The 15,862-nt window shown below is 72.3% G+C and carries 13 protein-coding genes; 11 read left to right on the forward strand and 2 right to left on the reverse strand.

Features of this window, described 5'->3' with window-relative positions:
• Window positions 1-17 precede the first annotated feature (17 nt).
• From G514_RS0101990 to G514_RS0102030, 9 genes are all read left to right on the forward strand, one after another.
• Complete coding sequence (locus tag G514_RS0101990; protein WP_028650398.1) at window positions 18-908, forward strand: AAA family ATPase; 891 nt, start codon at window positions 18-20, stop codon at window positions 906-908.
• A gap of 10 nt (window positions 909-918) precedes the next feature.
• Window positions 919-2,046 (forward strand): vWA domain-containing protein, encoded by a 1,128-nt coding sequence (locus G514_RS0101995; protein ID WP_028650399.1) that lies wholly within the window; start codon window positions 919-921, stop codon window positions 2,044-2,046.
• Complete coding sequence (locus G514_RS0102000; protein ID WP_028650400.1) at window positions 2,039-3,232, forward strand: XdhC family protein; 1,194 nt, start codon at window positions 2,039-2,041, stop codon at window positions 3,230-3,232. The genes G514_RS0101995 and G514_RS0102000 overlap by 8 nt, the downstream gene beginning before the upstream one ends.
• Before the next feature lie 17 nt (window positions 3,233-3,249).
• Window positions 3,250-4,311 carry an alpha/beta hydrolase family protein gene (locus G514_RS0102005; RefSeq protein WP_028650401.1) on the forward strand — a complete coding sequence of 354 codons (1,062 nt, stop codon included), beginning with the start codon at window positions 3,250-3,252 and terminating at the stop codon, window positions 4,309-4,311.
• A 54-nt stretch (window positions 4,312-4,365) separates the two neighbouring features.
• Entirely contained in the window at window positions 4,366-5,607 is a 1,242-nt protein-coding gene (locus G514_RS0102010) for a sigma-54-dependent transcriptional regulator family protein (RefSeq protein ID WP_028650402.1), read from the forward strand.
• 174 nt (window positions 5,608-5,781) lie between these two features.
• Window positions 5,782-6,270, forward strand: coding sequence for a (2Fe-2S)-binding protein (locus G514_RS0102015; RefSeq protein WP_028650403.1), 489 nt, complete (start codon window positions 5,782-5,784; stop codon window positions 6,268-6,270).
• Complete coding sequence (locus tag G514_RS0102020; RefSeq protein ID WP_028650404.1) at window positions 6,267-8,750, forward strand: xanthine dehydrogenase family protein molybdopterin-binding subunit; 2,484 nt, start codon at window positions 6,267-6,269, stop codon at window positions 8,748-8,750. Before G514_RS0102015 ends, G514_RS0102020 begins: the two co-directional genes overlap by 4 nt.
• A complete protein-coding gene (locus G514_RS0102025; RefSeq protein WP_028650405.1) occupies window positions 8,747-9,601 on the forward strand; it encodes an FAD binding domain-containing protein in 855 nt (284 codons plus the stop codon). The genes G514_RS0102020 and G514_RS0102025 overlap by 4 nt, the downstream gene beginning before the upstream one ends.
• 8 nt (window positions 9,602-9,609) lie before the next feature.
• Window positions 9,610-10,440, forward strand: coding sequence for an SRPBCC family protein (locus G514_RS0102030; RefSeq protein ID WP_028650406.1), 831 nt, complete (start codon window positions 9,610-9,612; stop codon window positions 10,438-10,440).
• Window positions 10,441-10,667: 227 nt separating this feature from the next.
• Here G514_RS0102030 and G514_RS0102035 read toward each other — a convergent pair whose 3' ends face one another.
• Entirely contained in the window at window positions 10,668-11,990 is a 1,323-nt protein-coding gene (locus tag G514_RS0102035; protein WP_028650407.1) for an MFS transporter, read from the reverse strand.
• A 324-nt stretch (window positions 11,991-12,314) separates the two neighbouring features.
• Here G514_RS0102035 and G514_RS0102040 point away from each other — a divergent pair, with 324 nt between their 5' ends.
• Window positions 12,315-14,090 (forward strand): DUF2207 domain-containing protein, encoded by a 1,776-nt coding sequence (locus G514_RS0102040; protein WP_028650408.1) that lies wholly within the window; start codon window positions 12,315-12,317, stop codon window positions 14,088-14,090.
• Window positions 14,091-14,198: 108 nt separating this feature from the next.
• Entirely contained in the window at window positions 14,199-14,912 is a 714-nt protein-coding gene (locus G514_RS24350; protein ID WP_084151703.1) for a LemA family protein, read from the forward strand.
• Window positions 14,913-14,993: 81 nt separating this feature from the next.
• Here the strand turns inward: G514_RS24350 and G514_RS0102050 are convergent, their stop codons facing one another.
• On the reverse strand, window positions 14,994-15,860 hold the full coding sequence (locus G514_RS0102050; protein ID WP_028650409.1) for an aldo/keto reductase: 867 nt from the start codon (window positions 15,858-15,860) through the stop codon (window positions 14,994-14,996).
• Window positions 15,861-15,862: the final 2 nt, after the last annotated feature.

Consider the following 15,862-nt stretch of genomic DNA (forward strand, 5'->3'; position numbering starts at 1 on the left):
AAAAGTAGCCTTGCGACATGGAGACGGATGTCGTGGCGTCGGCCGCCGACATCGCCGGGCGGCTGGGGGAGACCGGCTACCTGTGCGACGACGCCCTGGCCACGGTGGCGTTCCTCGCGCTGCGCATGCAGCGGCCGCTGCTGCTCGAGGGCGAGCCGGGCACCGGCAAGACCGCGCTCGCGGAGGCGGTCGCCGACGCGCTCGACCTGCCGCTGGTGCGCCTGCAGTGCTACGAGGGGATCGACGCGACCCAGGCGCTCTACGACTGGGACTTCCCGCGCCAGATCCTGCACCTGCGGGCGCTCGAGGCGGCCGGCGCGTCCGGCGACGGGGTGGACGTGCAGGAGGCCGAGAAGAGCCTGTACGACGAGCGGTTCCTGCTGGCGCGGCCGGTCCTGGCGGCGCTCCAGCAGAGCCCGGCCGTGCTGCTGGTCGACGAGGTGGACCGGGCCGACGACGAGTTCGAGGCGTTCCTGCTCGAGGTGCTGTCGACGTACCAGGTCAGCATCCCGGAGCTCGGCACCGTCGCCGCCGCGACGCCGCCGGTCGTGGTGCTGACCTCCAACCGCACCCGTGAGCTGCACGACGCGCTCAAGCGGCGCTGCCTCTACCACTGGATCGACCACCCCGGCCTCGAGCGGGAGGTGCAGATCGTCCGCAGCCGTGCGCCCGAGGTCTCGGAGGAGCTCACCCGGCAGGTGGTGGGCGTCGTCCAGCAGCTGCGCGAGATCGGGCTGCAGAAGCCGCCGGGCGTCGCGGAGACCCTCGACTGGGCGCGCGCCCTGCACCACCTGGGCACGGCCACGCTCGACCTCGAGACGTCGGCGCGGACCCTCGGGGCGCTCGTGAAGTACCGCGAGGACTCCCAGCGCGTGCAGCAGGCGCTCGACCAGATGCTGAGGGCGTGAGGGGCTCGCGGTGACCGACACCGTCCGTGAGCCGGACGAGATCCTGCTCGGCTTCGCCCGGGCGCTGCGCGCGGCCGGCGTCCCGGTCACGCACGACCGGACGCAGGGGTTCCTGGCGGCGGTGGCCATGGTGGGGCTCGACGACGCGGCGGCGACGTACGTCGCGGGGCGCGCCACGCTCTGCGCGTCGCCCGACGACCTGGCGCGCTACGACCAGGTCCACGAGGCCTACTTCAACGCGCGCGACGGCCTGCCCCGGCCCCGCCCGCCCGAGGACGGGCCGCCGACGTTCTCGAGCCTGCCGTTGTCGGACGACGACGGGGGCGCCGGCGACGAGCACTCGGACGACCCCGTGGTGCGCGCGATGGCGAGCGACACCGAGGTGCTCCGTCACCGCGACGTGGCCTCGCTGTCGGCGACCGAGAAGGCCCGGCTGGCCGGGATGTTCGCGACGCTGCGGCCGCGGCCGCCCCGGCGGCGCACCTCCCGCCGCCAGCGCTGGCACCGCGGCAGCGTCGACGCGCCCCGCACCCTGCGCGCCAGCCTGCGGCACCTCGGCGAGCCCGCCCCCGTCGCCTGGCGCCGGCGCGGGAACAAGCCGCGGCGCGTCGTCCTTCTGCTGGACGTGTCCGGTTCGATGAGCGGCTACGCCGACGCGCTGCTCCGGCTCGCGCACCGGTTCACCCAGGCCTCGGCCGCGGCCGGCGGGGTGGTGGAGACGTTCACGGTCGGCACCCGGCTCACCCACGTCACCCGGGCGCTGCGCGGCAAGGACGCCGAGCGCGCGCTGGTCGCCGCCGGCGAGACCGTGCCGGACTGGTCGGGCGGCACGCGGCTGGGGGAGACGCTCCGGATCTTCATGGACCGCTGGGGCCAGCGCGGCCTCGCGCGCGGCGCGGTGGTCGTGGTGTTCAGCGACGGCTGGGAGCGCGGCGACCCGGCGCAGCTGGCCGAGCAGATGAGGCGGCTCAAGCGCGTCGCGCACCGCGTCGTGTGGGTCAACCCCCACCGCGGCAAGCACGGCTACGAGCCGGTGCAGCAGGGCGTGCTGGCGGTGCTGCCGCACGTCGACGACTTCGTGGCGGGGCACTCCCTGGCGACGTACGCCGAGCTGGTGGAGGTGGTTGCCGGTGCGTGACGTGCTGCCCGAGCTGATGGCCTGGTGGGACGCCGGAGAGACCGTCGGCGTCGGCACGGTGGTCGCGACGTTCCAGTCGGCGCCCCGGCCCGCGGGCGCGTCGATGCTGGTCGGGCCCGACGACACGGCGGTCGGGTCGGTCTCCGGGGGCTGCGTCGAGGGTGCGGTCTACGAGCTCGCGCAGTCGGTGGTGGCGTCCGGCGAGCCGGTGCTCCAGCGCTACGGCGTGTCCGACGACGACGCCTTCGCGGTCGGCCTGACCTGCGGCGGCATCCTCGACGTCTACGTCGAGAAGGTCTCGAAGGACACCTTCCCCGAGCTCGGCGAGATCGCCGCCGACATCGAGGCCGGCCGCCCGGTCGCCCTCGCCACCGTCATCGAGCACCCCGACCCCGCCTGGGTCGGCCGGCGGCTCGTCGTACGCCCGAGCGAGGGGATAGTCCCTGACGGAAGCGTTGTCGAACCAGCTGTTCCACAGGCACGGACGTCAGGGACTACCGCGACCCTGGGCTCGCGACGCGCCGACGACGCCGTGCGCGACGACGCGATGGGGCTGCTGGCGGCCGGCCACAACGCGACGCTGACCTACGGGCCCGACGGCGAACGCCGCGGGGAGGGGATGCGCGTCTTCGTCTGGGCGTTCGCGCCCAAGCCGCGGCTGCTGGTGTTCGGGGCGATCGACTTCGCCGCCGCGGTGGCACGGGTGGGCGCGTTCCTCGGCTACCACGTCACGGTGTGCGACGCGCGGCCGGTGTTCGCAACGGCGAGCCGCTTCCCGGAGGCCGACGAGGTGGTCGTCGACTGGCCGCACCGCTACCTCACCGCCGAGCACGAGGCCGGCCGGATCGACCCGCGCACCGTGGTGACGGTGCTGACCCACGACCCCAAGTTCGACGTGCCGCTGCTCGAGGTCGCGCTGCGCCTGCCCGAGGTGGCGTACGTCGGCGCGATGGGCTCGCGGCGTACGCACGACGACAGGCTGGCCCGCCTCCGCGAGGCCGGACTCGCTGACGAGGAGCTCGCCCGCCTCTCCAGCCCGATCGGGCTCGACCTCGGCGCCCGGACGCCGGAGGAGACCGCGATCAGCATCGCCGCCGAGATCATCGCCGGCCGCTGGGGCGGCAGCGGCCGCCGGCTCGGCGCCACCGACGGCCGGATCCACGGCGACACGAACCCGCTGGGCTGACCGTCCGTACTCCCCACATGCGCCCCGTCGCCGCCCTCGTGCTCGCGCTGGCCCTCGTCTCCGGCTGCTCGGGTGGCGGAAGTCCGGACTCGACCGGCGGAAGTCCGGACTCGATCGGCGGAAGTCCGGACTCAACGGAGCCCGCGGCCGTTGACTCGGGAGATCCGCCGGTCGAGTCCGGAGATCCGCCACCGGACGACCTGCCCGAGGTGCACGACGCGGTCTCGCTGCCGGCGCTGATGCGACAGCCCCCGGACGGAGGCAGGCCGAGGATCGTCCGGACCGAGTACGCCACCGACGCCTACACCCGCTACGACGTGACCTACCGCAGCGACGGGCTCACGGTCTCCGGGGTGCTGATCCGGCCACGCGGGCGCGGGCCGTTCCCGGCGGTCGTGCTCAACCACGGCTACATCGACCCGTCGTATTACGTCACGGGCCAGGGCCTCGCGCGCGAGCAGGACGCGCTGGCGCGGGCCGGGTTCGTGGTGCTGCACACCGACTACCGCGGGCACGCGGCGTCCGACCCGGCCCCGGTGCGGGACCGGGAGACCCGCCTCGGCTACACCCGCGACGCCGTCAACGCGGTCGCGGCGCTCGAGCGGCTGGCGTACGTCGACCACGACCGCGTCGCCATGCTCGGCCGCTCGATGGGCGGCGGCGTCACGATGGGCGCGCTGGTCACCCAGCCGGGGCTCGTCGAGGCCGCGGTCATCTACGACTCGGTCAGCTCGCGGTTCCTCGACAACCTCGAGCACTTCACCCGGACCTCCCGTCCCGAGGTCGTGGCCGACCTGTTCGAGCGCTTCGGGACGCCGGCCGAGGCGCCGCGGTTCTACCGCGGGCTCTCGCCGCGCACGTACTTCGACCGCATCACCGAACCGGTGCTCGTCCACCACGGCACGGCCGACTCGACCTGCCCGCCGCGCTGGGCGACGGCCACCCAGCGGCTGATGAGGGCCGCCGGGGTCGACAGCCGGCTGCGCTGGTGGCCGGGGGAGGACCACGCGTTCTACGCCCGGTGGCAGGACGCCATGGACGAGACCATCCGGTTCCTGCGGGCCCGACTCGGCGCCTGACCGCCGGACGACGGCGCCCTGTGACCGCGGTCACCCGGCGAGTAGCCTCGCGGTGTGGTGCGGGGTGAGCTGAGCACACGACGCCAGGACGCCGTGCGTGCCTGGACGAGCTTCGTCGAGCACGGCGACGAGGTCGAGGCCATGGTGCGCCCCGAGATCCTCTCGTCGTGGGCGCGCTCCGAGGCCGCGATCCCGATCGACGTGAAGGAGGCGCCGCTCGCCGACGAGTCCGAGATCGAGGCGATCTGGCGCGACTCGCCGCTGCAGACCGCGGTCGAGAACGTCGAGCAGGAGCTGCGGCGCACCGCCCAGGACGGCGACCTCGTCATCGCGGTCACCGACGCCGACACCCGGATCCTCTGGACCTACGGCGGCCGGGTGATGCGCCGCAAGGCCGAGAGCGTGAACTTCGTCGCCGGCGGGCGCTGGGACGACGAGTCGGTCGGCACCAACGCGCTCGACCTCGCCAACCGGCTGGGCCAGCCGGCGATGGTGTTCAGCGCCGAGCACTACGCCTCGATCGTGCACAACTGGGTCTGCTGGGCCGCCCCGGTCTTCGACCCGACCACGGGCACCAAGCTCGGCGTCATCGACCTCTCCACGACCTGGGACCGCACCCACCCGATCGGGCTCGCCACCGCTCGGGTGATGGCGCGGCTGATCGAGTCCGCGATGCCGGCCTCGGCGCACCACCCGTCCGCCCTCACCGACGTCACCCGCGACCCGGGCCTGGTGATGACCCTGCTCGGCACCGCCGAGACCTACCTCGACGGCCAGCGGCTGCTGCTCAACCGGCGCCAGACCGAGGTGCTGGCGCTCCTCGCGCTGCACCCGGCCGGGCTCTCGCTCGAGCAGCTGCACGCGATGCTGTACGGCGACCAGGCCATCACGTTCTCGACCCTCAAGGCCGAGGTCTCGCACCTGCGCGCGGCCCTGGGCGGGCAGCTCGGCTCGCGCCCCTACCGGCTGCTGATGCCGGTCGCCACCGACGTCGAGCACGTGCTCGGCCTGCTGCGCCGCGGCGAGGTCGGCGCCGCCGTCGAGGCCTACGGCGGCGACCTGCTGCCCGGCACCAACTCGCCGGCCCTCTCCGAGCTGGCCGAGGTGGTGGCGGTCGCCGTGCGCGAGGCGCTGCTTGCCGACCCCCAGCCCGATGCCGTGGTCCGCTACAGCGAGCTCGCGCCGTACGACGCCGAGGTGCTCGAGGTGGGCCTGGCCGCGCTCGGCCGCGCCGGTGGTCCGCCGCACCCTGCCGTCCCGCTGCTCAAGGGCCGGCTGGCGGTCGCGCGGCGGTAGCTCGCCGTCCGCTGGTCCGGAGGTGCCTTCCCTGCGGTGGTGTCGACCGGGACAGCTCTGGCCGCGCGCTCGTTCCTCGCTCGCGGCCAACCTGACCCCAACCTCCCCGTCCCTAGCGTGACGGCCACCACACCCGTGGCAGTGATACCCACGCGGAACGCCTAGGGAGAGTCCATGACGCGGATCAACCTCACCGTCGACGGCGAGAAGGTCGCCGACGACGTCGAAGCGCGGATGCTGCTGGTGCAGTACCTGCGGGAGAAGCTCGGGAAGACCGGCACCGTGATCGGCTGCGACACCAGCAACTGCGGTGCCTGCACGGTCCACCTCAATGGCCAGAGCGTGAAGTCCTGCAACGTGCTGGCCGTCCAGGCCGACGGCGCCGAGGTCACCACGATCGAGGGGCTGGCCACGGACGGTCAGCTGCACCCGGTCCAGGAGGCGTTCCGCGAGTGCCACGGCCTGCAGTGCGGCTTCTGCACCCCCGGGATGATCATGCAGAGCGTCGACCTGCTGAAGGAGAACCCGCACCCCTCCGAGGAGGAGATCCGGCTCGGCCTCGAGGGCAACCTCTGCCGCTGCACGGGCTACCACAACATCGTCAAGGCGGTGCAGTACGCCGCCGAGCACTCCTCGGGCGCTGTCGAGGGGGCACCCGCATGACCGCCGTCCAGGACGCGCCTGCGGCCGAGAGCGAGATCGGCAAGGACCGGCGCCGCAAGGAGGACCAGCGGCTGATCACCGGCCGCACCCGTTGGACCGACAACATCGCGCTGCCCGGGATGCTGCACCTCGCCATGGTGCGCAGCCCGCACGCGCACGCCAAGGTGCTCAGCATCGAGACCGCCGCGGCCAACGCGATGACCAACGTCGTCGACGTGCTCACCGGGGCCGACCTCGGCGAGGCGCAGGGCGTGAACGCCAACGCCTGGCCGATCACCACCGACCAGGTCACGCCCAACCACCTCCCGATGGCGATCGACCGGGTCGCGTTCGCCGGCGAGATCGTGGCCGTCGTCGTCGCCCGGACCGCCGCCGAGGCGCGCGACGCGGCCGAGCTCGTCGACGTCGAGTACGAAGAGCTCCCCGCGGCGCTCGACCTCAAGGAGGCCGCCGCCGACACCGTGCTCGCGCACCCCGACCTCGGCACCAACAAGTCGGCGTTCTGGCAGCTCGACTCGGCCGGCCAGGGCAGCGGCCGGGCGATCGACGAGGTGCTGGAGGAGGCGCGCCGCGACGGCATCGTCATCGAGCGGGAGTACCGCCAGCAGCGGCTGATCCCGGCGTTCATGGAGCCGCGCTCGACCGTGGTCGACCCGACCGGCGAGCAGATCACCATGTGGTCGGCGACCCAGATCCCGCACATCACCCGGTTCCTGCTCGCGGCGACGACCGGCGTGCCGGAGTCGAAGATCCGCGTGATCGCGCCCGACGTGGGCGGCGGCTTCGGCGGCAAGCTCCAGACCACGCCGGAGGAGTGGATCACGTGGTTCGTGGCCCGCCGGATCGGCAAGCCGTGCAAGTACACCGAGACGCGCTCGGAGTCGCTGGTCAGCGCCCACCACGGCCGCGACCAGTGGCAGAAGCTCACGCTGGCGGCGACCAAGGAGGGCCGGGTCACCGGGCTGAAGGTGGACCTGCTCGCCGACCTCGGGGCGTACGTCGGCATCGTCGGCGGCGGCGTGCCGGTGCTGGGCGCGTGGATGTTCAACGCGATCTACAAGTGGGACGCCTACCAGTTCAACTGCACGACAGTGCTCACGAACAAGACGTGGGTCGACGCCTACCGCGGCGCCGGCCGGCCCGAGGCGACCTACGCCATCGAGCGGATGATGGACGAGCTCGCCGCCGAGGTCGGCAAGGACCCGCTCGAGGTCCGCGAGATGAACTGGATCAAGCACGAGGAGTTCCCGTTCACCACGGTGGCCGGCATGACCTACGACTCCGGCAACTACGAGGCGGCCACGGCCAAGGCCAAGCAGATGTTCGGGTACGACGAGCTGAGGGCCGAGCAGGAGCAGCGCCGGGCCAACAACGACACCGTGCAGCTCGGGATCGGCATCTCGACGTTCACCGAGATGTGCGGGCTCGCGCCCAGCCGGGTGCTCGGGCAGCTCAACTACGGTGCCGGCGGCTGGGAGCACGCCTCGATCCGGATGCTCCCGACGGGCAAGGTCGAGGTCATCACCGGCGCGAGCGCGCACGGCCAGGGCCACGAGACGGCGTTCAGCCAGATCGTCGCCGACCGGCTCGGCGTGCCGTTCGAGGACGTCGAGATCCTGCACGGCGACACCCAGGTCTCGCACAAGGGCCTCGACACCTACGGCTCGCGATCGCTCGTGGTGGGCGGCGAGGCGCTGGTGCTCGCGGCCGACAAGGTGATCGAGAAGGCGAGGCCGATCGCGGCGCACCTGCTCGAGGCCAGCGTCGACGACCTCGAGTTCGCGAACGGACGGTTCTCCGTCAGGGGCACCGACCAGGGCACGTCGATCACCGAGGTGGCGCTGGCGACGTTCGCCTCGCACAACTACCCCGAGGGCATGGAGCCCGGGATCGACGCCGAGTCGACCTACGACCCGGTGAACTTCTCCTTCCCGCACGGAACGCACCTGTGCGCGGTGGAGGTCGACACGGAGACCGGCGGGCTCAAGCTGCGCAAGTACGTCTGCGTGGACGACATCGGGAACATCATCAACCCGCTGATCGTGGCCGGGCAGGTGCACGGCGGCTTGGTGCAGGGCATCGCGCAGGCGCTGTGGGAGGAGGCGGTGTACGACGACGCCGGCACGCTGGTGTCCGGCTCGTTCGTCGACTACCTGCTGCCGACGGCGGCCGACACGATCAGCTTCGAGATCGACCACACCACGTCGCCGTCCACGACCAACACGCTCGGCACGAAGGGCGTCGGCGAGGCCGGCACCATCGCGTCGACGCCCGCGGTCGTCAACGCGGTCGTGGACGCCGTCCGGCACCTCGGCATCAACGACATCACGATGCCGTGCACCCCGGAGCGGGTGTGGCGGGCGATCAACCACAGCGGCGGCGGCGGAGCCGACCCCACGGAGGAGTCGGCGATGCCGCACTTCTCTCCCGACGGTCCCAACCAGGACCACGGCGAGACCGGAGAAGGTGAGGACCTGTGATCCCCGTGCAGTTCGACTACGTGGCGCCGACCACGCTCGGGGAGGCGCTGACCGCGCTGTCCCAGCACGGCGACGACGCCAAGATCATCGCGGGCGGCCAGAGCCTGCTGCCGGTGCTGCGGATGCGGCTCAACGCGCCCGAGATGGTCATCGACCTCGGGAAGATCGAGGAGCTGCGGGGCATCCGCGACGACGGCGACGCGATCGTGATCGGTGCGATGACGCCGCACGCCGTGGTCGGCTCGGACCCGCTGGTCGCCGAGCACGCCGCCTTGATCCCGAAGGCGATCGAGCACCTGGCCGACGCCCAGATCCGGCACCGCGGCACCTTCGGCGGTGCGCTCGCGCACGCCGACCCGGCCGGTGACCTCGGTGCGCCCGTCCTGGCCCTCGGGGCGACGTTCGTGATCGCGGGTCCGGCCGGCGTACGCACCGTGCCGGCCGACGAGTTCTTCGTCGACCTCTTCGAGACCGCGATCAACGACGACGAGATCCTCACCGAGGTCCGGATCCCGAAGCACACCGGCTGGGGCGCGCACTACGAGAAGTTCGTGCGGGTGGCCCACCAGTGGCCGATCGTGGCGGTCGCCGCGACCTTGCAGACGAACGGCGGCACGATCAGCGAGGCGCGCGTCGGCCTGACCAACATGGGCTCGACGCCGATCCGGGCGCGCGGGGTCGAGGAGGCGCTGGCCGGCCAGCCCGCCACCGCCGACGCCGTCCGCACCGCAAGCGAGCGGGCGACGGAGGGGACCAACCCGCCGTCGGACCTCAACGGGGACGCGGAGTACCGCCGCCACCTCGCCGGCGTCCTCACCCGCCGGGCCGTCCTCAACGCCGCAGGAGCCTGACCCCGCCGATGGACCTCAGTCACCGGTTCAGCGTCCCCACCCCCGTCGAGGAGACCTGGGCGCACTTCCAGGACATCGCGTCCGTCGCGGAGTGCTTCCCGGGAGCCCAGGTCACCTCGGCGGAGGGCGACTCGTTCAGCGGGTCGGTGAAGGTCAAGCTCGGGCCGATCGCGCTGGTCTACAACGGGTCGGGCACGTTCGTGGAGAAGGACGAGGCGGCGCACCGCTTCGTCGTCGACGCGAAGGGGAAGGACAAGCGCGGCAACGGCACCGCCGGCGCCACGGTCACGCTGTCGATGGGGTCGTCGGCGTCCGGTGGCACCGACGTCGAGGTGCTCACCGACCTCGCGATCACCGGCAAGCCCGCGCAGTTCGGGCGCGGTGTGATGCAGGACGTCTCGGACAAGCTGCTGGGCCAGTTCGTGGCCTGCCTGGAGCAGCGGCTCGCGGCGCCGGGGAGTGCCGCTGCGCCCGTCCCCGGCGAGTCGGTGGTCGACTCTGCGCCGCCGGCGTCACCGGTGGCGGGTGCCACCGAGGACCCGGGAGTCGGTCCCGGCCCGGCGGCGGACCCCGTGCCGGACCCCGTGCCGGACCCCGCGCCGGACCCCGTGCCGGACCCCGCGTCTGCGCCGGCGTCGGCGCCTGCCGAACCGGTCGTCGCGCCGATCGCCCCGCCGGTGGTCCCACCGGTGGCCCCGTCCACGGCCTCGGCGAGGGGCGGCGACGCCATCAACCTCGGGTCGACGGTGCTGCCGGTGCTGGCCCGGACCTACTGGAAGCAGGGCCTCGGGCTGCTCGTGCTCATCGTGCTGGTCGTGGTGCTCCTCGTCGCGCTCTGAGCCGGGATTCCCGGGACTGCACCGCTTCCTCCGGCGTACACGCCGACGATGCTGCACTGCCGGGCGTGGCGGCAGCTCTGCCGAGCATCTTCGGCACCAGGTGCCGAACTTCTTCGGCAAAGCCCGCGTGCCACCGCCGCCTGCCGCCGCCGCCTGCCACCGGCGCGGAAATTGCTCGACAGTCGAGGAATTTCCGAGCCGGCCGCATGCCCGTGGCGGCCCACGCGTCAGTCGACGGGTGAGACCACCGGCGGGGTGAGCTCGCCGTCGGAGGCGGTCTCGTCGTCGCGGACGCCGTTGACCGACGGGTCGAGCTGGGGCTCGAGGCGGGCGATGGCGACGAGGCCGCACACCAGGCAGCCGACGACGAGCAGGCCGATGTAGACGTCGCCCAGTGCGTGCCCGATGAGCACGCCGGCGATCGGGGGCGCGATGACCGCGGCGAGCTGGAACGAGCCCGAGCTGACCGCGTTGTAGCGGCCGCGGAGGTGGTCGGGCGCGAGGTCGTTGACCAGGGCGGGGATCGTCGGCTGCAGCAGCGTCTCGCCGAAGGCGAAGATCGACGCGCAGCCGGCGACCAGCAGGGTCGCGCCCCACGTGCCGGGCACCAGCCCGGACAGGCCCAGGCACACCCACGACGAGGCCCACACCAGCGACATCACCGCGATCACGCGGGTGCGGCGGCGGCCCTCGATCCGCTGGAGCACGACGAGCTGGAGCAGGACGATCACCAGCGTGTTGGCCGCGAACGCGAGCCCGAGGCCGCGCGTCGAGACCTCTCCGACGCCGCGGGCGTAGGCCGGCATGCCGGCGTTGAGCTGGGAGTAGCCGACGAACGACGACACGAAGCTCAGCACGGTGAGGGTCGCCATGGCCGGGCTGCGCAGCACCGCGAGGTAGCCCATCGGTGCGGCCGCGTCGTCGTGGGTCACCTCGACCTTGCCGGCGATGTGGCGCAGCGGCCCGAGCAGGAGCAGCAGCGCCGGGATGTAGGAGACGGAGTCGGCGAGGTAGATGGTCTGGAAGGTGCGGGTGTCGGACACGTCGACGAACAGGCCGCCGACCACGCCGCCGATCCCGATGCCGAGGTTGAGCAGCGTGAAGTTGACCCCGAAGTAGCGCTGCCGCAGCTGGGAGGGGATCACGGAGGCGACCACGCTCTGCCACGCAGGCCAGGACATGCCGAAGGCGATGCCGATGATCGAGAGCGCCACCGCGGCGATGGTGCGGGAGGTGGCGAACGCGAGCAGCGCGTTGCCGCCGACGAGCAGCAGCAGGACGCCGATCTGGATCCGCCGGGCGCCGATCCGGTCGATCGCCGAGCCGCCCGGGCCGACGACGAGCAGGCCCATGAGCGGCGGCAGGCCGAGGAGCAGGCCGACGTCGCTGAGGGCGAAGTCGCGGACCTCGTGGAGGTAGACGACGTGGAACGGCAGCACGAGACCGGTGCCGAGGAACTCGAGCACGACGATCGACAGCATCATCCGCCCCTCGCGCGGGAGGTCGCGCCAGAAGCCGCTGAGGCCGGGGGAGGAGGTGGTGGTGGCCATTGCGCCGACTCTCTCAGCAGCCACCGACATCGGGCACGCCAATAACCCCGCGCGGCCGCCCCGCGACCGCCTGGAAACGGGCCCCGCGGGCCATTGCGCACCAGGATCCGGCTGATCCGCGCGGGCTACAGACGCACGCGGCGATCACGCCCTAGGGTGTGCCATCGTGAAACGGCAAGCTTCATGCCAGGGGATCGTGCAAGCGAGCGGTGTTCGGCGCCGCGCTGGCAAGGCGCCAGTGCGCTGGCAGGCTGGGTGCCTTTCGAGCGCTGGCAACGCTGCCAGCGTGGATGCCGGGCGCCGCGTAGCGTGCGAGGCCCTGGCATGAAGCGCTTGGTAGGGACCGCAATCGGCCTGCTGCTCGTCGCCCTGTTGCTCTGCATCCCGGCGCTCTTCTACGGCAAGGGCACGGTCGAGCCGAACTTCGAGGACACCACGATCACCAACTACGTGGCCGACTTCGACATCGACTCCGACGGTGACCTCGACGTCACCGAGACGATCACCGTCGACTTCCCCGGCTACGGCAAGCACGGCATCTTCCGGTTCTGGGACATCGTCGACGACAACGCCCCGCACGCGCGGCGTACGCCGGAGGACATCTCGGTCACGCGCGACGGCAACGCCGAGCCGTTCGAGCTGAGCTGGGAGGACCACCACCGCCAGCGGGTGGCGAAGATCGGCAGCGCCAGCACGACCCTCGACGTCGGCGAGCACACCTACGTGCTCAGGTACCACATCGACGGCGTCCTCGATGACAACGACGAGAAGGTCACCGGCGAGGACGTCGACACGATGTTCTACTGGCAGCTGATCCCGCGTGGCTGGCAGCAGAACATCGAGCAGTCGACGCTGACGGTCCACCTCCCGGAGCCCGCCCAGGCCGAGGTCAGGTGCGCGATCGGCAACAACTCCGACACCGGCTGCACCGCCGAGGGCGGCGGCACGACCGACCTCACCATCACCACCGGCCCGATCGCCGACCGGACCCCGGTCACGATCGCCACCGGCCTCGACATGAAGACCCCTCCGGCCGGCAACTCCGTGCCGTGGACCGGCCGCTGGGACCGCGTGCTCAGCACCCACCTGCCGCTGCTGATCATCGTGCTGCTGGCGGCGGCCGGCGCGCTCGCCTTCGGCTCGATCCTCGGCGCGAAGTCGCGGGAGAGGCCGCCGGGCTTCCCCGTCCTCTACGAGCCACCGGCCGGCATCGGACCCGCGCAGGCGAAGTACATCTACAGCGAGACGGTCGACCGGACGACGTACGTCGCGACGCTGATGCACGCCGCCGAGCACGGCGCGATCGACCTCACCCGCGGGCAGAACGACTCGTGGACGATCACCGACAAGGCCGGCCCGGCGGGCTGGGCGGGGCTCGACCCGGTCACCACCGACGTCGCCCACATCCTCGGCGGTCCGGGGTCGTCGTTCACCGCCTCGAAGAAGGACGTGTCGGCGGGGCTGCGGCTCAAGGACGAGATCGCGCGGTTCGACAGCAGCGTCGAGACGTGGTCGCGGGCCTCCGGCAACATGGTGAAGAGCGGCCTCGGCGGCTTCGGCGGGCTGCTCGTGCTGGTCGGCTTCGGCCTGATGCTCGTCTGCGCGATCTGGAACCCGTTCTCGATGACCGCCCTCGGCCTGATTCCGGGCGCGTTCGCCGTCGGCGGCACCTCCCTGATGGCCACCGGCTCCGGCACCAGCCGGACCCGCGCGGGCCGCGACCTGTGGTCGCGGGTGGGCGGCTTCCGCCGGATGCTCGCGACGCCGTCCAGCAAGGAGCGCTTCGACTTCTCGGGCCGCAAGGAGCTCTACACCGCCTACATCCCGTGGGCGGTCGCGCTCGACTGCGCGGAGGAGTGGGCCGCGAAGTACCGCGTCGAGGTCGGCGAGGAGCCTCCGGTGCCGCACTACTTCGCGGGCGCCTACGCCGGCAGCAACACGGGCGCGTTCGTCAGCTCGATGGTCGGCGACTTCAACAGCACCGTGGGCGGGGCCATCTCGTCCTACAACGCCACCCAGACCTCGTCGTCCAGCGGCGGCGGGGGCGGCGGCTTCTCGGGAGGCGGCGGAGGCGGCGGCGGGGGCGGCGGGTCGTGGTGACCCGGACCGGCCCCGCGAAACCCCCATACTGACCGGGTAGGTGCAGATCCCGAGCCCCGACCCGTCGAGCACAAACCAGCGCAGCACCCACAGAAGAGAGACAGCCAGATGCTCATCGCCATCATCGTGATCGTCGTTCTCGTGGCCCTCGTGGGCTTCGTGATCGTCGGCTTCAACAAGCTCCGGACCAGCGACATCGGGGCGCAGGAGGCGCTGGGCGGCATCGACGTCCAGCTGACCCGCCGCGCCGAGCTGATCCCCAACCTGGTCGAGACGGTCAAGGGCTACGCCGCGCACGAGGCTGGCGTCTTCGAGGAGGTCACGAAGGCGCGCGCCGGCGTGATCGCCGCCGCCGCGGGCGACGACGTGCCGGCCAAGGCCGCCGCTGACGCCGCCCTCCAGCAGGCCCTGGTCAGGGTCAACGCGGTCGCCGAGGCCTACCCCGACCTCAAGGCGAACCAGAACTTCCTGCAGCTGCAGAGCCAGCTCGCGGAGACCGAGAACCAGATCGCGTTCGCCCGCCAGTACTACAACGACGCCGTGGCCTCGCTCAACAAGCTGGTCATGACGATCCCGTGGATGCTGTTCACCGGCATCGCCAACGTGCACAAGCGCGAGTTCTACGACGCTCCCGAGGGTCAGCAGGTCGCCCCGCAGGTGTCCTTCGGCACGCCGGCCGCCCCGGCCGCGCCGGCGGCTCCCGCTGCCCCTGCGGCGCCCGCCGCTCCGGCCGCCCCGCCTGCCACCCCGCCGGCCACCCCGCCTGCCCCGCCCGCCGACCCGTCGGCCGGTGGCACGCCGCCGGCCCCGCCGGCGACCTGAGTCGGACAGATTCACCGGGTACCCGGTGAAACTGCCGCTTCCCTCAAGGAACTCCTTGAGGGAAGCGGCAGTTTCGTGTGGTCAGGACCCGGTGGAGCCCAGGGCGGACAGCTCGTCGTCGGTCAGCTCGATCGCTGCCGCCGCGGTGTTCTCCTCGAGGTGCGCCACCGTCGAGGTGCCGGGGATCGGCACCATCACCGGCGAGAGGTGCAGCAGCCAGGCCAGCGCGATCTGCGACGGCGTTGCGTCGTGGGCCTCGGCCACGGCCTGCAGCGCGCCGTCGTCGACGTGGTCGGCGACCGGGCGCCACGGGATGAACCCGATGCCCTCGGTCGTGCAGTGGTCGAGCAGGGCCTGCGAGGCACGGTCGCCGAGGCTGAACTTGTTCTGCACCGACACGATCGGCGCCACCGCCTGCGCGGCGACCAGCTCGTCGACGGACACCTCGGAGAGGCCGATGTGGCGGATCTTGCCCTCGTCCTGGAGGGCCTTGAGCTCGCCGACCTGGTCCTCGATCGGGACGTCGGAGTCGATGCGGTGCAGCTGGAAGAGGTCGATGCGGTCGGTCTTGAGCTTGCGGAGGCTGAGCTCGGCCTGCTGGCGCAGGTACGCCGGCCTGCCGACCGGGACCCAGCGGTCGGGACCCTGCCGGGTCAGGCCCGCCTTGGTGGCGACCACGAGGTCGTCGGCGTACGGGTGCAGCGCCTCCGCGATCAGCTCCTCGGAGACGTTGGGGCCGTAGGAGTCGGCGGTGTCGATGAAGTTGATGCCGAGCTCGAGGGCACGGCGCAGGACGCGCACCGCCTCGTCGTGGTCGGCCGGCGGGCCCCAGATGCCGGGACCGGTGATCCGCATGGCGCCGTAGCCGAGGCGGACGACCTCGAGGTCACCACCGAGGCGGAAGGTGCCGGAGGCGCGGGCGATGTTCTCTTGAGTTGTCGTAGTCATCC

The organism is Nocardioides halotolerans DSM 19273 (assembly GCF_000422805.1).
Taxonomy (GTDB): Bacteria; Actinomycetota; Actinomycetes; order Propionibacteriales; family Nocardioidaceae; genus Nocardioides; species Nocardioides halotolerans.